The 19,303-nt window shown below is 73.5% G+C and carries 19 protein-coding genes; 5 read left to right on the forward strand and 14 right to left on the reverse strand.

What is annotated here, in order from left to right:
* Position 1: 1 nt before the first annotated feature.
* Positions 2-676 (reverse strand): response regulator, encoded by a 675-nt coding sequence (locus OHA72_RS30975; protein ID WP_327011318.1) that lies wholly within the window; start codon positions 674-676, stop codon positions 2-4.
* Between the two features lie 317 nt (positions 677-993).
* Here OHA72_RS30975 and OHA72_RS30980 point away from each other — a divergent pair, with 317 nt between their 5' ends.
* Positions 994-1,719: a PIG-L deacetylase family protein gene (locus OHA72_RS30980; protein ID WP_327011319.1), complete on the forward strand. Its 726-nt coding sequence runs from the start codon at positions 994-996 to the stop codon at positions 1,717-1,719.
* Here the strand turns inward: OHA72_RS30980 and OHA72_RS30985 are convergent.
* The 5 genes from OHA72_RS30985 to OHA72_RS31005 all read right to left on the reverse strand — a co-directional run bounded on the left by OHA72_RS30985 (position 1,703) and on the right by OHA72_RS31005 (position 7,027).
* On the reverse strand, positions 1,703-3,019 hold the full coding sequence (locus OHA72_RS30985) for a condensation domain-containing protein (protein ID WP_327011320.1): 1,317 nt from the start codon (positions 3,017-3,019) through the stop codon (positions 1,703-1,705). The genes OHA72_RS30980 and OHA72_RS30985 overlap by 17 nt on opposite strands.
* Before the next feature lie 112 nt (positions 3,020-3,131).
* A complete protein-coding gene (locus OHA72_RS30990) occupies positions 3,132-3,602 on the reverse strand; it encodes a DUF3237 domain-containing protein (RefSeq protein ID WP_327011321.1) in 471 nt (156 codons plus the stop codon).
* Positions 3,590-5,254 (reverse strand): CocE/NonD family hydrolase, encoded by a 1,665-nt coding sequence (locus OHA72_RS30995; RefSeq protein WP_327011322.1) that lies wholly within the window; start codon positions 5,252-5,254, stop codon positions 3,590-3,592. Before OHA72_RS30995 ends, OHA72_RS30990 begins: the two co-directional genes overlap by 13 nt.
* 21 nt (positions 5,255-5,275) lie before the next feature.
* Entirely contained in the window at positions 5,276-5,716 is a 441-nt protein-coding gene (locus OHA72_RS31000; RefSeq protein WP_327011705.1) for a MarR family winged helix-turn-helix transcriptional regulator, read from the reverse strand.
* A gap of 42 nt (positions 5,717-5,758) precedes the next feature.
* On the reverse strand, positions 5,759-7,027 hold the full coding sequence (locus tag OHA72_RS31005) for a flavin-dependent oxidoreductase (RefSeq protein ID WP_327011323.1): 1,269 nt from the start codon (positions 7,025-7,027) through the stop codon (positions 5,759-5,761).
* 70 nt (positions 7,028-7,097) lie between these two features.
* Here OHA72_RS31005 and OHA72_RS31010 point away from each other — a divergent pair, with 70 nt between their 5' ends.
* Positions 7,098-8,249 (forward strand): hypothetical protein, encoded by a 1,152-nt coding sequence (locus tag OHA72_RS31010; protein ID WP_327011324.1) that lies wholly within the window; start codon positions 7,098-7,100, stop codon positions 8,247-8,249.
* A gap of 146 nt (positions 8,250-8,395) precedes the next feature.
* Here the strand turns inward: OHA72_RS31010 and OHA72_RS31015 are convergent, their stop codons facing one another.
* The 6 genes from OHA72_RS31015 to OHA72_RS31040 all read right to left on the reverse strand — a co-directional run bounded on the left by OHA72_RS31015 (position 8,396) and on the right by OHA72_RS31040 (position 14,679).
* Positions 8,396-10,042: an IS1634 family transposase gene (locus tag OHA72_RS31015; RefSeq protein WP_327005174.1), complete on the reverse strand. Its 1,647-nt coding sequence runs from the start codon at positions 10,040-10,042 to the stop codon at positions 8,396-8,398.
* Positions 10,043-10,334: 292 nt separating this feature from the next.
* A complete protein-coding gene (locus tag OHA72_RS31020; protein WP_327007007.1) occupies positions 10,335-11,567 on the reverse strand; it encodes an IS4 family transposase in 1,233 nt (410 codons plus the stop codon).
* Between the two features lie 44 nt (positions 11,568-11,611).
* Positions 11,612-11,959: a hypothetical protein gene (locus tag OHA72_RS31025; protein ID WP_327012000.1), complete on the reverse strand. Its 348-nt coding sequence runs from the start codon at positions 11,957-11,959 to the stop codon at positions 11,612-11,614.
* On the reverse strand, positions 11,884-12,549 hold the full coding sequence (locus tag OHA72_RS31030) for a DUF4304 domain-containing protein (RefSeq protein WP_327011706.1): 666 nt from the start codon (positions 12,547-12,549) through the stop codon (positions 11,884-11,886). Before OHA72_RS31030 ends, OHA72_RS31025 begins: the two co-directional genes overlap by 76 nt.
* Entirely contained in the window at positions 12,549-13,595 is a 1,047-nt protein-coding gene (locus tag OHA72_RS31035; RefSeq protein WP_327011325.1) for a LacI family DNA-binding transcriptional regulator, read from the reverse strand. Before OHA72_RS31035 ends, OHA72_RS31030 begins: the two co-directional genes overlap by 1 nt.
* 46 nt (positions 13,596-13,641) lie before the next feature.
* On the reverse strand, positions 13,642-14,679 hold the full coding sequence (locus OHA72_RS31040; protein WP_327011326.1) for a LacI family DNA-binding transcriptional regulator: 1,038 nt from the start codon (positions 14,677-14,679) through the stop codon (positions 13,642-13,644).
* A gap of 227 nt (positions 14,680-14,906) precedes the next feature.
* On the opposite strand from OHA72_RS31040, the gene OHA72_RS31045 reads away from it, so the two are divergent.
* On the forward strand, positions 14,907-16,607 hold the full coding sequence (locus OHA72_RS31045; RefSeq protein WP_327011327.1) for a glucuronyl esterase domain-containing protein: 1,701 nt from the start codon (positions 14,907-14,909) through the stop codon (positions 16,605-16,607).
* Between the two features lie 20 nt (positions 16,608-16,627).
* Here OHA72_RS31045 and OHA72_RS31050 read toward each other — a convergent pair whose 3' ends face one another.
* A complete protein-coding gene (locus OHA72_RS31050) occupies positions 16,628-17,299 on the reverse strand; it encodes a TetR/AcrR family transcriptional regulator (protein ID WP_327011328.1) in 672 nt (223 codons plus the stop codon).
* Between the two features lie 99 nt (positions 17,300-17,398).
* Between OHA72_RS31050 and OHA72_RS31055 the strand changes: the two genes are divergently transcribed.
* Together OHA72_RS31055 and OHA72_RS31060 are read left to right on the forward strand one after the other, a co-directional pair.
* Entirely contained in the window at positions 17,399-18,124 is a 726-nt protein-coding gene (locus OHA72_RS31055; protein ID WP_327011329.1) for a Crp/Fnr family transcriptional regulator, read from the forward strand.
* 24 nt (positions 18,125-18,148) lie between these two features.
* Entirely contained in the window at positions 18,149-18,457 is a 309-nt protein-coding gene (locus OHA72_RS31060) for a DUF1905 domain-containing protein (RefSeq protein ID WP_327011330.1), read from the forward strand.
* On the opposite strand, the gene OHA72_RS31065 is transcribed toward OHA72_RS31060, so the two are convergent.
* Complete coding sequence (locus OHA72_RS31065) at positions 18,437-19,213, reverse strand: M56 family metallopeptidase (RefSeq protein ID WP_327011331.1); 777 nt, start codon at positions 19,211-19,213, stop codon at positions 18,437-18,439. The two genes, OHA72_RS31060 and OHA72_RS31065, sit on opposite strands and share 21 nt — an antisense overlap.
* Positions 19,214-19,303 lie beyond the last annotated feature (90 nt).

Below are 19,303 nucleotides of genomic sequence, written 5' to 3' on the forward strand. Positions count from 1 at the left end.
CCTACAGGTCCAGGCGGTAGCCCAGGCCGGGGCGGTTGACGATGTGCCGCGGCCGGGCCGGGTCGCGTTCGAGCTTGCGGCGCAGGTTGGCGAAGTGCACCCGCAGGTAGTTGGTCTCCGTCTCGTACTGCGGGCCCCACACCTCCCGCAGCAGCTGCCGGTGCTCGACGACGGTCCCGGGGTTGCGGGCCAGGACCTCCAGCAGGTGCCACTCCGTCGGGGTCAGCCCGACCTCGCCGCCGGGGCCGACGGCCCGCTTGGTCGCCAGGTCGAGGGTGAACGACGCGGTCGTGATGACGGGCGCCCCAGGGGACGGCGCCCCGCGGCGCAGCGCGGCCCGGATCCTCGCGAGGAGCTCGTCGACGCCGAACGGCTTCGTGACGTAGTCGTCGGCGCCGGCGTCCAGCGCCGCGACCTTCGAGGGCTCCGAGTGTCGCGCGGACAGCACGATGATCGGCACGTCGCTCCAGCCGCGCAGACCCTTCACGACCTCGATGCCGTCCAGGTCGGGCAGCCCCAGGTCGACGATGGCGAGGTCGGGGTGGTGGTTGCCGGCCGAGATGAGCCCGGCGGTCGCGGTGACGGCGGTGTCGACCTGGTAGCCGCGGGCGGTGAGGTTGACCCGCAGCGCGCGCAGCAACGGCTCGTCGTCGTCGACGATGAGGATCCGGCTCACGGTCCATATTGTCCACCGGGCGGCGCAGCGGGGAACGTCAGACCTCATCGGGCACTTCGAGTTTCGCCGGATCGCCACCTGTCGCCGTCGTGGGCCGGCGCACCGAGGACGGGGATGAGCAGACGGGCGACGCGGGCGTCGGACGGTGTCCTGGAGTCGCGGAGCCGGTTGGCGGCGGTGGATCAGGCCCGCGGGCTCCCCGAGGGCCAGGGCCGGTGGGCAGCCGGGTCGAGCTGCCGCTGACCGCGGCCCCCTGACGGGGAGCCGACAGTGCCGGCCCGGGCCGTGGCCGGGGATCGTGCTGTATCCATGGAGGGATGGAACAGCAGGTGACGGAGCAGGTCGAGAAGCTCGGCACGATCGTGTCGATCTGGGCGCACCCCGACGACGAGACGTATCTGGCCGGTGGGCTCATGGCCGCCGCCGCCGCCAACGGGCAGCGGGTCGTGTGCGTCTCGGCGACCGTCGGGGAGCACGGCACCGACGACGCGGTCGCGTGGCCGCCGGAGCGGCTCGGCCGCACCCGGCGCTGGGAGGCGGCCGCGGCGATGGCCGTGCTCGGCGTCACCGACCACCGCTTCCTGGACTACCCCGACGGCGGGATGGCGGCGCTCGACCCCGCCGGGCCGGTCGAGCGGATCGCGGCGCTGCTCGCCGACGTCGCCCCGGACACGGTGCTCACGTTCGGGCCGGACGGCGGGACGTTCCACCCCGACCACCAGACGATCTCCGCGTGGGTCGGGGCGGCATGGGACCGGGCGGCCCGGCCCGGGCGGCTGCTGCACGCGACGATGACCGCGGAGCACCTGGAGACCTGGGGCGAGCGGTATGAGCAGTGGCGGGTCTTCATGACCGACGAGCGCCCCGTCGGCGTGGCCCGCGAGGACCTGGCGCTGGACGTGCGCCTCACCGGTGCCGCGCTGGACTGCAAGATCGCCGCGCTGCTGGCCATGCACACGCAGGTCGCCCCGGCGGTCGCGCTGCTCGGCATGGACGACTTCCGGGCCCTCAACGCCGGGGAGGCGTTCATCGAGGCGCCGTGACGAGCCCCAGCGCGGCCTCGACCAGCACCGCCTCGACGTCCCTGGCGCACCGTTCGATCGCGTCCGCGGTGTACCGGTGGGTGTCGCCCCACAGCGAGTAGTGCACGTCGTCCTCGACGTGCAGGTACAGCGAACCGTCGTAGGTGTCCTCGCGCACCCCCCAGCGCACCGTGGTGCCGGCGAGCGCCGCGCGCACGTCGTCCTCGGCCGGGACCGGCCCGCGGTCCTCGTCGCGGGTCTCGGTCCGCCGGTCGTTGAGGTAGCACGACAGGTCGTGGCCGGCGACGAGGTCCCGGTGCGCGACGGGGTCGTAGTAGCCGTGCTTGTAGGCGCCGATCGCCGCGATCCACGCCCGCGCGACGACCTCGTCGAACGGGCCGGTCACGTCGATCACGCAGAGCCCGAACTGGCGCAGGCTGCCGACCGCCTCGGCGAACCCGGGCCGGAACCGGTTGCTGACGATGACCTGCACGACGGCGGTGTCCGCGCCGGCCAGGCGGGCGGTCGCGACCGCGTACGCGGCGAGGAGGATCGGGCCGGACGCGACCCGGGTCCGCGCCGCGACCCGCCGGATCGCCAGCGCCGTCGCCGGCGAGGCGCAGACGACCTCCCAGAACCGCGGCTGCCCGGGATCGGCGGCGACGGCGGGCGTGGCCGGGCTGGGCGGGATGCGGTGCAGCTGCCGCCGCCAGTACCGCAGCGACTGCTCGCTGTGCCGCCGCGCCGCCGGGGTCCGCTGCTGCCGGGCCAGCTCCAGCGGCTGCGTGCCCTCCGCGGGCGCGGTCGCCAGGCCCGTGTCCTGGTCGAGGTGGGCCAGGTCGCGGACGATCGCGTTGATGGCGAACCCGTCCACGACGACGTGGTAGTACATCACCACGACGTGGGTGAGCGTCCCGCCGGAGCGCACCACGGCCATCCGCACCGGCCACTGCGTGAACGGGTCGAACGGGGTCGTCTGGTACCGCACCCGGAGCCGCTCCGCGACCAGGTCCGGGTCCTGCGCGGTGTCGAGCACCTCGAGGGTGATCTCGCCGGAGTCCGACACGACCTGCCGGGGCGGCCCACCGTCCACCTGGGACAGCCGGGTGCGCAGCGCCTGGTGCCGGCTCACCAGGAAGCGCAGCAGGGCGGCGATCCGCTCGACGGTCTCACCGGGGGCGGCGGGGACGGTGCCGCCGATGTTCATGGTCCGCCCGGTGCGCCGCATGAGGTCCCAGACGTCGCGCTGCCCCCACGTCAGCTCCTCGGCACCGCAGCCGTCCCCGTGGAACGCGACGATGTGGCTCGTGCTGTTGTCCACCAACGACTCCCGTCCACCCTCGGCTCGCCGCCGCGAGCGTGGTGGTCCCCGGCGGCGCTGTCAACGCGCCGGGGCGGGCGGTGGCATCGATGCTGCTGCCGCGGTGGAACTTTCACGTGACCCGGTAGGCGGTGTACCGCACCAGGTCGGCCTCGCGCACGGCGGACGCCACGAAGATGGACCGCTCCAGCCCGGCGAGCCGCGGCGCGGACGTCTCCAGGTGCAGCCCGATGCGGAAGTAGTACTCGGACGGGTCGACCGGCTCGCCGCGCCCGAGCGCCGCCAGGACGCCCGGCGGGCCGGAGCGGACCCCGAACGTGCGGATGAAGACGTGCTCGCCGCCGGCGGTCCGCGCCGAGTACCGGGTGTCGATCTCGACGGCGCCGTCGGGGCGGACGAGCTGCCAGTCGGCGCCGCCGTGCAGGATCTCCGCGTCGAACAGCCCGCGGACGTGCCCGCCGACGATCGGCACGACCCGGCGGTGCCCGGCCCGCGTCATGCCGTGGTCCTCGATCGGCCCGAGCCGCGCCTCCACGTCCAGCGCCCGCTCCAGCCCGGGGACGGGCGCCGTCACGGCGTCCACACCGGCAGCTCGATCGCGGTGGCGTGGGAGATCTCCTGCTCCGCCCGGTGCGTGGTGGCCGCGACCGCCGCGGGTTCGCCGGTGCCGGGATTTCTCGCGTACCGCGGGTGCGCGCCCGAGCTGATCTGCACGCCGATGCGGTGCCCCGCCGCGAACCGGTGGAACGCCGGCCACAGCCGCACCTCGGCCTCGCGGAAGCCGTCGGGGTCCGGGTCGGCGTCGACCGCCGCGACGCCGCCGACCCGCCGGATGCCGTCGCAGACCGTCATCGACCGGCCGTCGGGGTGCACGTCGCAGATGCGGACGAACAGGTCCGTGCTCGGCCGCGACGAGCGGAACCTGACGCGGGCGACGGGTTCGCCGGCCACGACGGTGTCGGCGGCGAGGGGCTCGCCGCGGAACACGGCGACGTCGGCGCGGCGCTCATGGGCGGCGTTGTCGACGGGCGCCGAGTTCGGCTGCAGGCTCGGCCCGCCGACCGCCGGCGTCGGGTCGTCGGGGTCGTACGTGTACCGCGTGACCCCGCCGTCCGGCGCGCCGGCGAGCCCGCCGGACGCGGCCGGATGCCAGGTCCGCGCGGCGGTGCCGGGCGGCGGCCAGGCCGGCAGGTCGTGCCACTGCCCGGCACCGGTGAGGTACGCGCGGACCGGCGCGACCCGGGTGGCCGCCCCGCCGGCGAGGTGCTCCTTGAGGAACGCCACCGTCTCGGCGACGACCGGCGCGCCCATGCCGGGCGACACGTGCCCCCACGGCCCGACCGTGAGCCGTGGCGGCCGGCCCGCGGCGGCGAGCCGGGCGTAGTCGCGCAGCTGCCACGGCAGGAAGATGTCGTACCACCCGGTGACCATGCTGACCGGTGCGGTGACGTCCGCGACGGAGGCCGCGTGCGACTGCGACGTCCAGTATTCGTCGGTGAGCCGCTCGTGCGCGACCCAGTCCTGATACCAGTGCACGGGATGCCCGGTCGCCGCGGTGTCGCCGGCGCTGAGCGGCAGCACCCCGAAGGCCCTGCCCAGCCTCGGGTCGGGCAGCGCCATGGCCAGCAGCAGCGCCGGCCCCGGGCGGCGGGTCATGCGGTCCATCATCCGCGTCCAGCCCAGGGCGTTGCGCAGCGAGAACGCGCCGTTGTCCCAGGTGATGGCGCCGAAGTCGGGCATCGTGGTGATGAGGCACAGCGCGTCCGGCGCGGTGTCCGGGTCCTCCCGCGACAGCCGCCCGGCGACCGCCCATTGCGTGTAGCCCATGTAGCTGGCGCCGAACGTGGCGACGGGCCCGGTGCACCACGGCTGCCGCCGCACCCACCGGTGCGTCGCGATCCCGTCGCGCTGCTCGTCGACCTGCGGGGTGAACACGCCCTGCGACCCCCAGGTGCCGCGGCAGCTCTGGAACAGCACGGTGAAGCCCTCGCGGGCCAGGGCCTTGGCCTGGCCCGCGACCGGCCCGCGACGCCCGTACGGCCCGCGGATGACCACGGTCGGCAGTGGCGGGCCGGCGGCGCCGACGGGGGTGATGAGGTCGGCGAGGAGCTCGACACCGTCGTCCATCGGGACGCGGAGGTCCCTGCGGACCGTGCACTCGTAGGGTCCGGGCGTCAGGCCCTTGATCAGCCTGGTCTGCATCCATCGGGAGAGTCGCTTGCGCAGTGCGGTCATTCGACGTCCTCGGGGGTGTCCTCAGATGTTCGGGGTGGCGGGTTCCGGGGTGGCGGAGTAGCGGGCGGCGAGCGCGTCGCGGAGCCGTTCGAGGGCGGGCAGCGCGGCGGCGAGCGCGGCGCGGTCCCCGGCGGGCAGCGTCGCGGCGGCGGCGTCCACGAGCGTCGCGCTGGCGAGGTCGAAGCGGTCGAACAGGTCGAGGGCCTTCGCGGTCGCCACGATCTCGACGCGCCGGCGGTCGCCGGTGTGCTGCCGGCGGGCGACGAGGCCGGCGGCCTCCATCGCGGTGAGCAGGTTGCTGACGGTCGAACGGTTCAGGCCGAGGCGGGCGGCGAGCTCGCCGGACGTCGCGACGGTGCCGCCGGGCAGGGCGCGGATGACCTCGATCTGCGCGTCGGGGATCTCCGGCAGGTGCTCGGCGGCGCGGGCGGCGGCCAGCAGCGTGCGCCGCAGCGGCGAGATGACCGCGGCGAGGCGCGCGGGGTCGAAGGCCCCCGGCGGCGGTCACCGGGCGGCGCCGGGCGGGGTCAGCGACGCGCGGGCGTTGAGCGCGTCGGGGTCGAAGCCGGCGGCCCGCTTGTAGCCGGCGGCGATGCCGGCGAGCTCGGCGGCGGGGATCACGTCGTGGATGTCGGCGAAGCCGTCCGGCGCGCGCTCGTGCGCCAGGACCATCACCTGCTCGGGTCCCTGCCGGCGGTTGCTGAGCACCAGCGCCGTGGTGGCCGGACGGCGGTCGGCCTCGTACGCGGCGAGCGCCTCCCCGGTCGAGGGCGCCGTGGCGAGGTGGTAGGCGAGGGTGCGCGCGTCGAGGATCGCCTGGGAGGCGCCGTTGGAGCCGTTCGGGTACATCGGGTGGGCGGCGTCGCCGAGCAGCGTCGAACGGCCGCACGTCCAGCGCTCGACGGGGTCGCGGTCGACCATCGGGTACTCGAGGATCTCGCCGGCGGCGGCGATGACGGCGGGCACGTCGAGCCAGTCGAACCGCCAGTCGCGGAACAGCGCGACGATCGGCGCGGGGTCGACCGGCCGGTTCCAGTCGGCGGCGCCGGCGCCGTCGGTGCGCCGTTCGGCGACGAAGTTCACCCGGGCCTTCCCGGCGGCGTCCGGCGGCCCGACCGGGTAGGCGACGAACTTCTGCTCGCCGTCGCCGGCCATGACCATGGTCCGCCCATCGAGGTAGGCGGGGACGTGCGCGGTGCCCCGCCACAGGGTGAGGCCGTTCCAGACCGGGTCGCCCTCGCCGGGATACCACTGCCGGCGCAGCGCGGAGTGGATGCCGTCGGCGCCGATGACGAGCCCCGCGCTCACGCGCACCTCGCCGCCAGCCGTGGCGAACGTGGCGACGTCCGTGCCGGGGCCGGGTCCGGGCGCCACGGCGACGAGCCGGTGCCCCGTGCACACGGCGCCCGGGCCGAGGCGTTCCCGCACCGCGTCGAGGAGCTCGAGTTGCAGGCGCCCGCGGTACACCGAAAGCTGCGGCCACCGGTAGCCCGCCTCGATCCCGCGTGGCTCGCGCCAGATCGGCTGCCCGAACCGGTTGAAGTAGGCGAGCGTGCCGGGTGCCACCCCGAGACGGGCGACGCGGTCGGCGAGGCCCAGCTCGGTCAGCTCGCGCACCGCGTGGGGGAGCAGGTTGACGCCGACGCCGAGCGGGCGCAGCTCGGCGGCGCGCTCGAACACCCGCACGTCGCGGAACCCGGCCGCGTGCAGGCTCAGCGCGGCGGCGAGCCCGCCGATGCCCGCACCGGCGATCACGATCGGCAGCTGCGTCACGGATATAGTTTTGTGACAAACATACTTGGTTGTCAACGGCCGGGTCGCGGCCCGGTGCGAGGATGACCGGATGTCACGCGACGAAACGTCCGTCATCTCGCTGACCGGCCCGGACAGCCACCGGCTGGTGCGCAGCCCCGGTGTCGGCGTCGTCGTCATCGGGCCCGCGGGCACGACGCCGCGCCCGGACCTGGTCGTCGCCGCGGGCGACGCGATCGACTGGTCGGTGTTCGACCCGTTCACCGTGCCGGCCGGATATCCGTGGCCGCGCCGGATTGTCTACGAGGGCGACGACACCGGGTTCTTCGGCTGGGCGCGGCGCCGGCCGATCGAGACCTTCGACTGGCGGCCGCGCGCCGCGCACGCGGTCGACGCCTCCGCCGCGCAGATCGGCCACCTCGGCATCACCCTGCGCGACGCGCCGCTGCGCCTGACCGTGCCGTCGGCGCCGCACGGGAGCCTGTCCGTCACCGGCGACCTGGGCCTGCTGACGGCCGCGCCCGCCGACGGCGACGCCTGCCCGAGGCTGGCCTTCGCCCCTGACACGCTGCCGTCGCCGGACGCGGCGCCGCTGCGCCTGCCGGATCTGCCCGCGTTCGCCGGCGCGCACTCGGTCGACGTGACGGTGCGGCCGCTGCGCCAGCCGTTCGACTGCGCGAGCCTGCTGCAGTTTCCCGAGGTGCGCAGCGTGGCGCTCGCCGGGCAACTGGCCGGCGTGGATGCACTCGCGCGGCTGCGGCACCTGACCGCGCTGCAGCTGCGGTACTGCCCGGACCTCGCCGGCCTGCCCGCCCTGCACGACTGGCCGGACCTGACCCACCTGATCGCGTTCAACGTCGAGGACGCCACCGGCCGGCGGCTGCGCGGCGAGCTGCGCCGGTCCGGCCGGCAGTGGCGGCACAGCAGCGTCTCCCAGCTGCGCGGGCCGGAGTGGTTCGCCACCGAGTACGGCCTGCCGTTCTCGGCCTGGCAGGGCCGCAAGGCCAAGGCGGCGGTCACGGCGTACCGCGCGGCCGAGCGGGACATCGCGGCCGCGACGGCACCGGCGGCGGTCGAGGCGGCGGTCCGCGCGTTCGTCGGCGTGATCAACGCGATGCCCGGCATCGAGACACCCGACCGGGAGGACGCCGGCGAGGCGGTGTTCCAGCTGACCGCCGCCACCCCGTTCGGTGACCTCACCGAGGCCGCCCTGAAATGGTTCGACGACGCCCGCGACTTCTAGCCCGGCGCGGTGGTGACGGCGCCCGCGGCTTCTGGCGTGGCGGGGTGGTGACGGCGCCCGCGGCTTCTGGCGTGGCGGGGTGGTGACGGCGCCCGCGGCTTCTCTAGCCCCGTCTTTCGCACATGGTTGTGAGTGGTGGTTTGTGCTCACCAGCGGGGTCGGGTCGGGTCGGTGTTGAGCAGTGCGAGGAGTTGGGCTTGCAGCCATCCGGGTTGGGGGATTCTGGGTGGCTGTTGGTCGTGGGCGGGGATGAGTCGTAGGTCGTGGAGGGCTTGCAGGATGAGTCGGCCGGTGGGTCTCACGGCGCGGTTGTCGTATGCGTAGAACCCGATCATTTCGGTGTTGGGGGCGAGGTTGGTGCGGACCTCGCGTTCGATGAGGCTGAAGATGAGCAGAGCGAGGCAGATGACGGTGATGAGTGCGGTGATCCGCCGGTTGTGCCGCAGGAACATGGGGGCGACTGCGAGGGGTCCCTTGATGGTGGCGTAGCGCTGTTCCACGACGGGTTGGTTCTTGTAGCGGCGCAGGATCTCAGCGGCGTCGGCTTCCTGCGGGGGCAGGTTGGACAGCAGGGCGTACCAGCCGTCGGTGGCGGCCTCGGCGTCGATGGCGGTCTGATCGTAGTGCCAGGCGAACACCGGTTTGCCGGTGTCGGGGTGTTCGGTGACCTGGGTGCGGAGGTAGCTGCTGACGCGGCGGTGCCGGCTGATCTGCTCGGCTTTGGCGGTGACGGCGGCGGTGTCGGGGTGGTGGCGGGTGCCGGCGGTGCGGGTGAGGGTGTCCAGTTCGGTGCGGGCTTTGTCGAGTTTCAACGTGCGGGCCTTGACCGCGGCGGTCTGGTTCGCGGTGGAGTGGACCAGGACCCGGCGCAGTTGGTGGACCGGGTCGCGTTTGCGGGGGCCGGGGATGTCCATGACGTCCTCGACGACCCGGTAGGCGCCGCGCCGGTCTGCGGGCTTCCCGGCGTCGCGCAGCGCGGTGTAGTCCACCGGCACGGCGGTCTGCGGGTCGAGTGCGGCGAACAGCCCGGCCGGGACCCGGGCCGCGGCCAGGGGCGCGATGAACCCGACCCCGGCGTCGCTCATCGCGGTGATGTTGCCGTAGGACAGCAGTTTCGAGTCCCCGACCAGCAGGAACCGGCGGGGGCCGGCCAGAGCCTGCAGGCGTTGCATCGCTTCGACGACCTGAGAGATCTCTCCGGCGCCGCCGTCGTAGGCCTGGTGGAAGATCGGGACACCGCCGTCGGAGGCGACCGCGATCCCGGCCTGGATCTGTTTCAGATCCGTGCGGCGGTCTTTCGGATGCCCCCACCCCGGCGCCGGGAACCCGTCCTGCACCTCGTCGTAGGCGCCGTGCAGCGAGACGCTGGTCATGTCCCAGTGCAGCCGGGCCACATCAATCCCGAAACCGTCGATCGCTGCCGCGCCGACCGACCCGATGATCTGATCCACGTGCGGTGCGATCGCGTCGAGGGCACGGGCCAGACGGTCATCACCGAGGATCGCTGCCGGCAGGCCGTACACCTCCTGGACCGCCCACGCCTGCGCCCACCCAGCGACCCCGACCATCGCCGCAGGGTTCGTCAACCGGTTCCCGATCAGGACCTCGATCACCTGCCCATGCGTCGCATCAGCCAGGTCCCGGATCGGGCAGGCCCGGTCGATGACCCCCGCGATGTCCAGACGACGGCAGAACTCCGCGATCACCGGCAACGACCCCAACCGCTTCTCCAGCACCGGCACCGCCACAATCTCCGCCCGCCGCCCGGACACCACCCGACGACCCCGAGACACCCCACCGACACCCATCCACCGACCTAAACACCCCAACCCGCCAACACCACACACCGCCACTCACAACGATGTGCGAAAGACGGGTCTAGCCCCAATACCGCTGACTTAGGCGGTCGTTGCCCGTGGTTTTCGCTTGGTGGGGTTGGGTTTGGTGGCTTCCACGATGGTGATGCTGTGATCGGGACGTGCTGGGTCGCGGTGTTGTGCTCGTTTGAGTTTCCAGTTCGACATCTTGCGTTTGATCACTCGCGGGTTGCTGCGGGCGCGGCGGGTGGTCAGGTGCCGCAGGATTTCACGGACGCCTCGGCGCAGTGCCCGGGTCAGTCGTGAGGGGGGAAAACGCCGCTTGGGCGGTGACCTGGCGGCGTACGAGGCGCAGGGTGCGGGTGAATGACACCCGGTCGGGGTCGATGTCGGCGCCGGCTGCGGCGTGATGCATCAGGGTGCGCACGGCGTAGTGCACGAGGAGGAAGCCGTAGATTTCCTGTTCGACCCCGGTCGGGGTCTGCGAGCGCAGGACCATGTCTGGCTGGCCTTGATGGGTTTTCAGTTCATCGAGGGACGTTTCGATCTCCCAGCGTTGGGCGTACAACGCGGCCAGGTCGAGTGCCGGAGCGGCGTCCGGGTCCAGGATCGTGGTGATCAGCCGGTAGACGGTGGCCTGGCCGGGCATGGTGTATTCCACCACCCGCACGGTGATCGGGTCGGCGTGGCGGTTCTTGTCGCGGGCGGCGAAGATGTGCGACAGGTACGAACCGTCGTGCAGTTGCTCGATCACGGGCAGCACGGCAACGGACTTGACCCGCCAGAGCAGGTCCGCGCCGGTCGCGGCGGCTTCCCGCCACAGATCGAAGCCGAGGAATCCACGGTCGGCCAGCAGGAGCATGCCCGGGCCCAGCGCACCGAATAGCTGCTGCGCCAGGACGGTCTCATGAGTGGATAATGGCCCGGTCGTTGCAGCGAAGATGGCGTGGGTGCCACATTCGGCGATCGCCGCGACCCGAGCCTGCGGGTAGGCGCTTCTGCCGTTGCCGCGGCCCGAACCCGGCCGGCCGAAGAAGTCCACATTGGACACCGTGTCGGGCAGATCGAAGGTGGTGCCGTCCACCGCGACCAGGCGCCACTCCCGGTAGAACGCACCGACCGTCGCCGGGGTGGCCACCGGCCGGCAGACCGAGGCGAACAACGCCTTGATCGGCTCCGGGCCTAACCGGACCCGGGCCCGGGTGATCGCCGCCGTGGTCGGCACCTGCCACGAACCCCGCCAGCCACGCGCCCAACCGAGGCCCTCGGTCAGCAACCGGGCCACCTCCTCGTAGCCCTGACCGAAGAACAGGCACATCGCCAGGACGTAGTAGACCACCGCCCGCGCCGGCAACAACCGGCTGCGCTGCTGCGTACGACCCGCCTCAGCGACCACCCGATCCACCAACTCCGGCGGAAACGTCGAGGTCAACAACCCGATCGCAATCCGATCCGACAACCGCTCACCCAGCGGCGGTTTCACCTGTCCAGCACGCGGCACACCGCACTGTAGCAGCCAACACGCTTAAGTCAGCGGTATTGGGTCTAGCCCGGCGGGGTGGTGACGGCGATCTCGGCGAACTGCGGCGACAGTTTGGCGAAGGCGCGGCGCAGCGGGCGGAGCAGGTCCTCGGCGGCGGCGCCGTAGAAGTCGGCGGTGCAGACCGGGCCGTCGCGGGTGAGCGTGTGGTAGAGCCTGGTCGCGTCGGCGTCCGGGCGGCCCGTGCGCAGCTCCGTCAGGTGCCGGTCCAGCTTGTCCGCCAGCTGCCGCACCGCCTCGTCGGGCTCCTGCGGCGCCGCGACGCGCAACCGCACGCTCAGCGCGGGCGTGTCCGTCGGTGCCGGGCAGGCCAGGCCGAGCCGCGCCGCGAACCGGGCGGCCTCGCGGCGCACCGGGCCGGGATCGGGGCGTCGCCGACGATGCCGTCGAGCCACTGCTGGGCGAGCGCCGGCGCGCCGGCGGTGGCGGCCAGGTAGACGTGGCGCAGCCCCAGCGCGCCGAACGGCAGCGGGGCCCCGCGCACCCACGCGAGGACGCCGGCGCCGGTGCGCAGGCGCTCGAAGTGCCCGAGCGCGTCCTGCTGCACCGCGTGGCGGACCTCGGTGCCGAGCGCCGCCAGGTCGCTCGCCGCGTCGAACGTCCACCAGTGGTGCCCCGGGTCGGTGTCCCCGATGCCGCGGCGCAGGTGGCACTGGTAGTCCTCGGGCGGCTCCGCCGGCGGTGCCGGCGACACGAAGCCGTCCAGGTCGGCGAGGAAGACCCCCAGGGTGACGGTGAACGCGCCGCCGTGGCGGGTGTTCCACGGGTGCGGCTCGACGGTGAGCAGCTCCTGCCGGTCCGCCAATGTGCGCCGGAAGTTCCTGCCCCGGCCCGTGAAGCCGTGCCGCCTGAGCACCGGCGTGACGTCGCGGGCGAGCAGGTCGGAGATGACGGCCTTCGCCGAGCGGTCCATGACCGGGCCGGACCGGTCCGGTGGCACCATCACGGGCGCGGCCGCGGCGGGGCGGTGCTGGCCCGCACGACGAGCTGGGTGGCCAGCTCGACCCGGGCCGGCTCGACCGTCTCGCCGACCGCCAGCTGCAGCACCATCCGGGCGGCGGCGGCGCCCATCTCGGCGAACGGCTGCCGCACGGTGGTCATCGGCGGGCCGCACCACCGGGTCACCTCGATGTCGTCGAAGCCGACGACGCTGACCTCGTCGGGGATGCGCACGCCGAGCAGGCGGGCGGCCTCGTAGACGCCGAGGGCCTGCAGGTCGTCGCCGCACAGGATCGCGGTCGGCGGGTCCGGCAGGCTGAGCAGCTGCCGGCCGAGCAGGGCACCGTCGTCGAAGTGGAACCTGCCGTGCCGCACCAGCGCGGGCTCCAGGGCGACGCCGGCGGCGTCGAGGGCGCTGCGGCACGCCTCGAGGCGGGCCCGGGCGCACAGGTACTCCATCGGGCCGGTGATCACGCCGACCCGCCGGTGCCCGAGGTCGAGCAGGTGGCGGGTCGCGGCGATGCCACCGCTCCAGTTCGTCGCGCCGACCGACGGGATCGAGTGCGTCGGCTCGCCGGTCGGGTCGAGCACCACCATCGGCACCCCGCTGGCGGTGAGCTGCTCGTACTGCCGGGCGCGGAACGCCGAGTTGACCGCGATGACACCGGTCGGGCGCCGGGCGAGGAGCCGGTCGGCGGTGCGGCGGCCGCCGGGTGCGGGGCCCTGCAGGTCGGTGAAGCCGACGGCCAGTCCGCGGTCGCGCACCACCTGCTCGACGCCGCGCAGGATCTCCATCGCCAGGTGGCTCTCCAGGCCGTAGAACGCCACCTCGACGCTCGGCGAAGCGGCCACGGACTCGCCGCGCCGGTAGCCGTGCTCGCGCAGCAGCGCCTCGACCCGGTCCCGGGTCTCCACGGCGATGCCGGACCGACCATTCAGAACTTTCGAAACCGTCGGCGGTGACACGCCGGCGAGCTGGGCGATGGTCGCGACGGTGACCTCGCCGCGACGCCTACGGCCGCCTGGGGCTTGAGCTTTCGCGGGATCCACGGCGACAGTCTAGGGAGCCCCGCACGGGCACGTCGATGCCTCGGTCTCACTCCGACCGGTCGGCAATGTTTCCGGGCGGGGCGGTGCTGGCCCGCACGACCAGCGGCGTGGCCAGCTCCAGCCGGGGCGAGTCGAGCGTCTCGCCGGCAATGAGCGACAGCAGCATGCGGGTGGCCGTGCCGGCCATCTCGGTCAGCGGCTGCCGCACGGTGGTCAGCGGCGGGATGGACCAGCGCGCCTGATCGAGGTCGTCGAACCCGACGATGCTGATGTCGTCGGGGACGCGCAGGCCGCGCTCGTACAGGGCCTCGTAGGCGCCGCGGGCCATCTCGTCGGCGCAGGCGAACACGGCGGTCGGCGGCTGCGGCAGGTCCAGCAGCGCCAGGGTCTCCCGGTAGCCGGTCGGGCTGGTGAAGTCGCCGGTGCGCTCGTAGCCGGCGGGGACGTCGAGCCCGGCCGCGTGCATCGCGGCCCGGTATCCGTCGATGCGGGCCAGCGAGCACAGCACGTCGCCGGGGCCGCCGATGACGGCGATACGCCGGTGGCCGAGGCCGATCAGGTGCTCGGTGGCCCGCAGCGCGCCCGTCCAGTTGGTGGCGCCCACCGACGGCATGCTCGGGTCCGGCTGCCCGGCGGGGTCGACCACGACGACCGGGATGCCGTGCTCGGCGAGCCGGGTGCGCTGCTCGGCGGACAGCTCGGACAGCACCAGCAGTACCCCGTCGGAGCGGCGCGCCGCAAGGTTCTCCAGCCAGCGGCGGTCGGGCTCGGTGCGGGACCGGCCGTGCACGGCGGAGACCACGACGCCGGTGCCGGCCCGGTGGGCGACCTCCTCGACGCCGGCGAGGATCCGCATCGCCCAGGGGCTGCCGAGGTCGACGAACACCACGTCGATGAGGCCCACGGTGCGGGCCGGCAGCGTCCGGCGGGGCAGGTAGCTGCGCCGGCGCAGCAGCTCCTCCACCCGCTCGCGGGTTGCGGGGGCGACGTCGCGCCGGCCGTTGAGTACCTTGGACACGGTCGGCACGGACACCCCCGCCTCGGCGGCGATCTGCGACATGGTGGCCCTGCTGTGCTGCGGCATGCCGACTCCGTCCCGTGAAGATCTGCGGAGTCTACGTCGAAACTTTCGGCCGCAGCCAGTCCCGGCCCGCATCGTGTCATCGGCCGTGCAAGGTTCACGCGGTGGCATTACCGAGCCGGAGTCCTGACCTCCGGGTCCGGACATTCATGGAAATGTTTCCGTGTGAGTTCCGATCGGATTCTGCGATCCTCCCGGCAGGCGCGTCATACGCTGAAGGGGAGAACCCGATGACCATCAGATCGCACCGTCCCAGGCTCCGTCTTGCCGCCGTCGTGCTCACGGTCGCCGCGACCTTCGCCGCCGGCCTCGCCGTGGCGGCGAGGACCGGCACCGCCGAGGCCGCGCTCGTGTCCACAGTGGAGGACGAGGGCGCCGACTGCCCGGTGCCGGCGCTGCCCGACGCCGGCTCGCTACCGACCAACGCCAAGCTGCCCGACCCCTTCAAACGCCTCGACGGCACCCGCATCGCCACCAAGTCCGACTGGCGGTGCCGGCGCGAGGAGGTCAAGAAGCTGGCGGAGAAGTTCGTCTACGGCGAGAAGCCCGGCAAGCCGCAGAGCGTCACCGGCACCGTCTCCGGCAGCACGATCACGGTGAACGTGACCCACAACGGCAAGAGCGCCAGCTTCTCCGCCGGCGTCTCCCTGCCCAGCGGGACCGGGCCGTTCCCCGCCGTCGTCGTGCTCGGCGGGTTCGGCGCGGACACCGCCGCGATCAGGGCCGCCGGTGCCGCGGTCATCAACTACGACCCCTACGCGGTCGGCAAGGAGGGCACTCCCCGCAACAACAAGCAGGGCGCGTTCTACAGCATCTACGGCTCGACGAGCCAGACCGGGCTGCTCATGGCCTGGGCCTGGGGCGTCAGCCGGATCATCGACGTCATCGCCCAGTCCGGCGGCAACGTCCTGCGGGCCGACGGGGTCGGTGTCACGGGCTGCTCCCGGTTCGGCAAGGGCGCGTTCGTCATCGGCGCGTTCGACCAGCGCATCGCGCTGACCATGCCGATCGAGTCGGGCAGCGCCGGGGTACCGATCTTCCGCGGCATCCCGGGGGAGGGCGCGCAGAGCCTCAGCAGCGCCTACGGGGAGCAGCCGTGGCTCGGCGACGCGTTCGGCACGTTCACCGGCAGCCCGAACCGGCTGCCGGTCGACACGCACGAGATGGTCGCCATGGTCGCGCCGCGGGGGCTGTTCATCATGGACAACCCGCACATCGCCAATCTCGGGCCGCGCTCGGCGAGCGTGGCCGCCCTCGGTGGTGCCGAGGTGTACAAGGCGCTCGGCGCGGGCGCGAACATCACCTACTGGTCCGACATCCAGGACGGCAACCACTGCGCCAACCGGGCCGAGTGGCGCGTCCCGCTGCAACAGCACATCGCGAAGTACCTGCTGGGCACCGGCAACGAGACCGGCACGATCCGGATCGCCGCCAAGGCGCAGGGCCGGCTGTCGGACTGGAGCGACTGGCAGACCCCGGTCCTGAGCGACTCCCAGTCGCCCAGCCCCAGCCGGTCCGTGTCCCCGTCGGCCTCGGTGAGCGCGTCGCCGTCGGCAAGCGCGTCGCCATCCGTGTCGCCATCTGTGTCGCCATCTGTGTCGCCATCTGTGTCGCCATCTGTGTCGCCGTCCGCGTCGCAGCAACCGGGCCGGGGGTGCTCGGCCGTCCTCACCGTGCAGAACGTGTGGGACGGCGGGTTCGTGGTGTCGGTCCGGGTGACCGCCGGGGCGGCTGCCATCTCCGGCTGGACCGTCCGGCTCGCCCTGCCCGGCGCGACGGTCACCAACCTGTGGAACGGCCGGCTCACCGGTACCGACGTGTCCAACGCGACCTGGAACGGATCGCTGGGCGCCGGTGCCGCGACCGAGTTCGGCTTCCAGGGCACCGGCCCGGCCACGGGTCTCGCCGCGACCGGCTGCACCGCCGCCTGAGTCACCATCCGGCGGGCGCCTCAGGCCTGCTGCAGCGCCCGCCGGATGGTGGCGGCGACGTACTCGGGGTCGCGCTGGTCGTGCAGGACGATGACCGCGGTGCCGTGCCCGTTGCCGTTGGCGGGTTCGGGCCCCGCGAACAGCGCCACGACCTGGGCCATGGCGGCGTCGAGCTCGGCGGCCGGCTCGGTGGTGTCGCGCCGCAGCCACCGCCGCAGCACGTGGTTGTGCGCCGAGACGACGGCGGCGGCCATCAGCTCGGCGCGCAGCGCCGCACCGGGGGCGGGCCCCATCCACTCGGCGATGAACTCCCGGAACAGCCGCTGGTATCGCGCGACGCTGGCGATCTCGCGGTCGCGCAGGGTGGCGATGCGGCTGGTGAGCGCATACCGGCGGCGGGCCCGGTCGTCCTCCTCGACGTAGCGCAGGAGCACCTGGCGCACCGCCTCGGTCACGGCCACGATCGCGGTGTCGGCGGTCGAGGTGGCCAGGCGGTCCTTGACGGTCGCGATGAGCCGGTCGTGATCCGGGAAGATCACGTCCTCCTTCGACCGGTAGTGGCGGAAGAGGGTCGTCCGGCCGACGCCCGCCCGGTCGGCGATGTCGTCGGCCGTCGTCTGCTCGTAGCCGCGCTCGTCGAACAGCTCGAGGGCGGCGTCGACAAGACGATCTCGTACAGGAATCGCGGTCACGGTCCCATCCTCGCGCATCGGTCTGACCTGTTGCTTTCCGGTTGCGGTATCTAGTACCGTCGCAATGGTACTGAGTACCGCTGAGCTCGGGGAGGGCGCATGGTCCTGACGTTTCCGTCCGTTGCGGTGCCGGCCGCTGACCCGGTGCTGCGCTCCACGGATCTGTTCCGCAACATCGATCCGGGTGCCGCCGCCGCGCTCGCCGCCGACTTCGAGACGGTCCACGCGGAGCGCGGCACGGTGCTGTTCGCCGAGGGAGACCCCGGTGACCGGCTCTTCATCGTGCTGAGCGGCAAGGTGAAGCTCAGCCGCCGCTCCCGCGACGGGCGGGAGGGCGTCATGGCGCTGCTCGGCCCGGCCGACCACTTCGGCGACTTCGAGCTGCTCGACGGCGGCCCGCGGGTCGTCGCCGCCACCGTCGTGTCCGACGCCCGCCTGGCCGTGCTGCCCAAGCCGGTCCTCGACCGGTGGATCGCGCACCACCCGCACGTGGCGGAGCAGCTGCTGCGGGTGATCGCCCGCGGGATCCGCGGCCACCGCGCCGCCGTCGACGACCGGCTCTTCAGCGACGTGCCCGGCCGGGTCGCCAGCCGCATCATCCAGCTTGCCCACCGCTTCGGCGTCGCCGAGGACGGCAACACCCGCGTCGTGCACGACCTCACCCAGTCGGAGCTGGCGCAGTTCGTCGGCGCCTCCCGCGAGTCGGTGAACAAGGTCCTCGCTGACTACGCCGCCCGCGGCTGGCTGCGCCTGGAGCACAAGTGCGTCGTCATCCTCGACAACGCGCCCCTGGCCCGCCGCGCCGCGTACGGCCGGCGGCGCTGACCCGCCGCTTCTACGCTGTGTCGCATGGACCTGGAGTTCGGCGGCGAGGTGTGGTTCTGGCGCGGCCCGTCGCCGTATCACTTCGTCACGGTGCCCGAGGACGAGTGCGTCGCGCTGCGTGACGCCGCCGCCCTGGTCACCTACGGCTGGGGGATGATCCCGGTCGCGGCCCGCATCGGCGGCACCGGCTGGACGACGTCGCTGTTCCCGAAGAACGGTGGCTACGTGGTGCCGCTGAAGGACCGGGTCCGCAAGGCGGAGGAGATCGACGTCGGCGACACCGTCACGATCCGCCTGACCGTCGACGTCTTCTCAGAGCGGCCAGGTGCGTAGCGCCTCGCCGAGCCACGGCACGACCAGCAGCACCGTCGGCAGGACGAGGATCGCGGCGGCGAGGGTGTAGCCGGCGGCGCTGAGCCACCGGCTCGTGGCGGGCGCGCCCGGGGCGAGGCGGTCCAGCCGCCACCGGCGCTCCTGGTCGGCGTCGCGGTCGTGCCCCTCCAGCTCCAGGTCGCCGCTCGACCCGCCGAGCGCCCGGAGCGCCTCGCGCAGCGGCCCGGTGCCGTGCCGCCGCCGTGCCGCGTCGTCCGCCAGGGCCTCCAGCAGGATGTGCACCGCGTCGAGCGGGGCGCGGCTGCGCAGCGGGCCGGGCACGGCCCGGTAGAAGGCGGTGAAGGACTCCATCACCACGTCGTGCCTGGCGCGCAGGTGCGCCCGCTCGTGCGCGAGGACCGCCGCGACCTGCGGCTCGCTCAGCAGGCGCAGTGTGCCCTGGCTCAGCACGATCCTGGGGGAGCGGCCCGGCACGCAGTACGCGAACGGCAGCCCGCCGTCGAGCACCCTCACCGCGTCGTCGAACCCGGCGCGCTCCTCGGCCCGGTCGAGCAGGTCGGCGAGCATGCGGTGGCGGGCCCGCCGGACGCGCGAGCGGTACACCACCAGGCCCAGCGACACGAGCAACCGCACGACGATGACGGCTGCCACCGTGAGCGCGGCGAAGAGCGCGGCGACCGCGAGGGTCTGGTCGGCGCCGCGGGCCCTGACCAGCTCCTCGGGTGCGGCGAGCACGACGCCCAGCGCGCAGAGCACCGCGGCGAGGGTCAGCGACTGCCACAGCGCGACGGCGGCGCCCGGTGCCCGCGCCGTCCACCGGGCCCGTGCCAGGGCCGGGCGCGACCA

Origin of the sequence: Dactylosporangium sp. NBC_01737 (assembly GCF_035963215.1) — a bacterium.
Lineage (GTDB): Bacteria > Actinomycetota > Actinomycetes > Mycobacteriales > Micromonosporaceae > Dactylosporangium.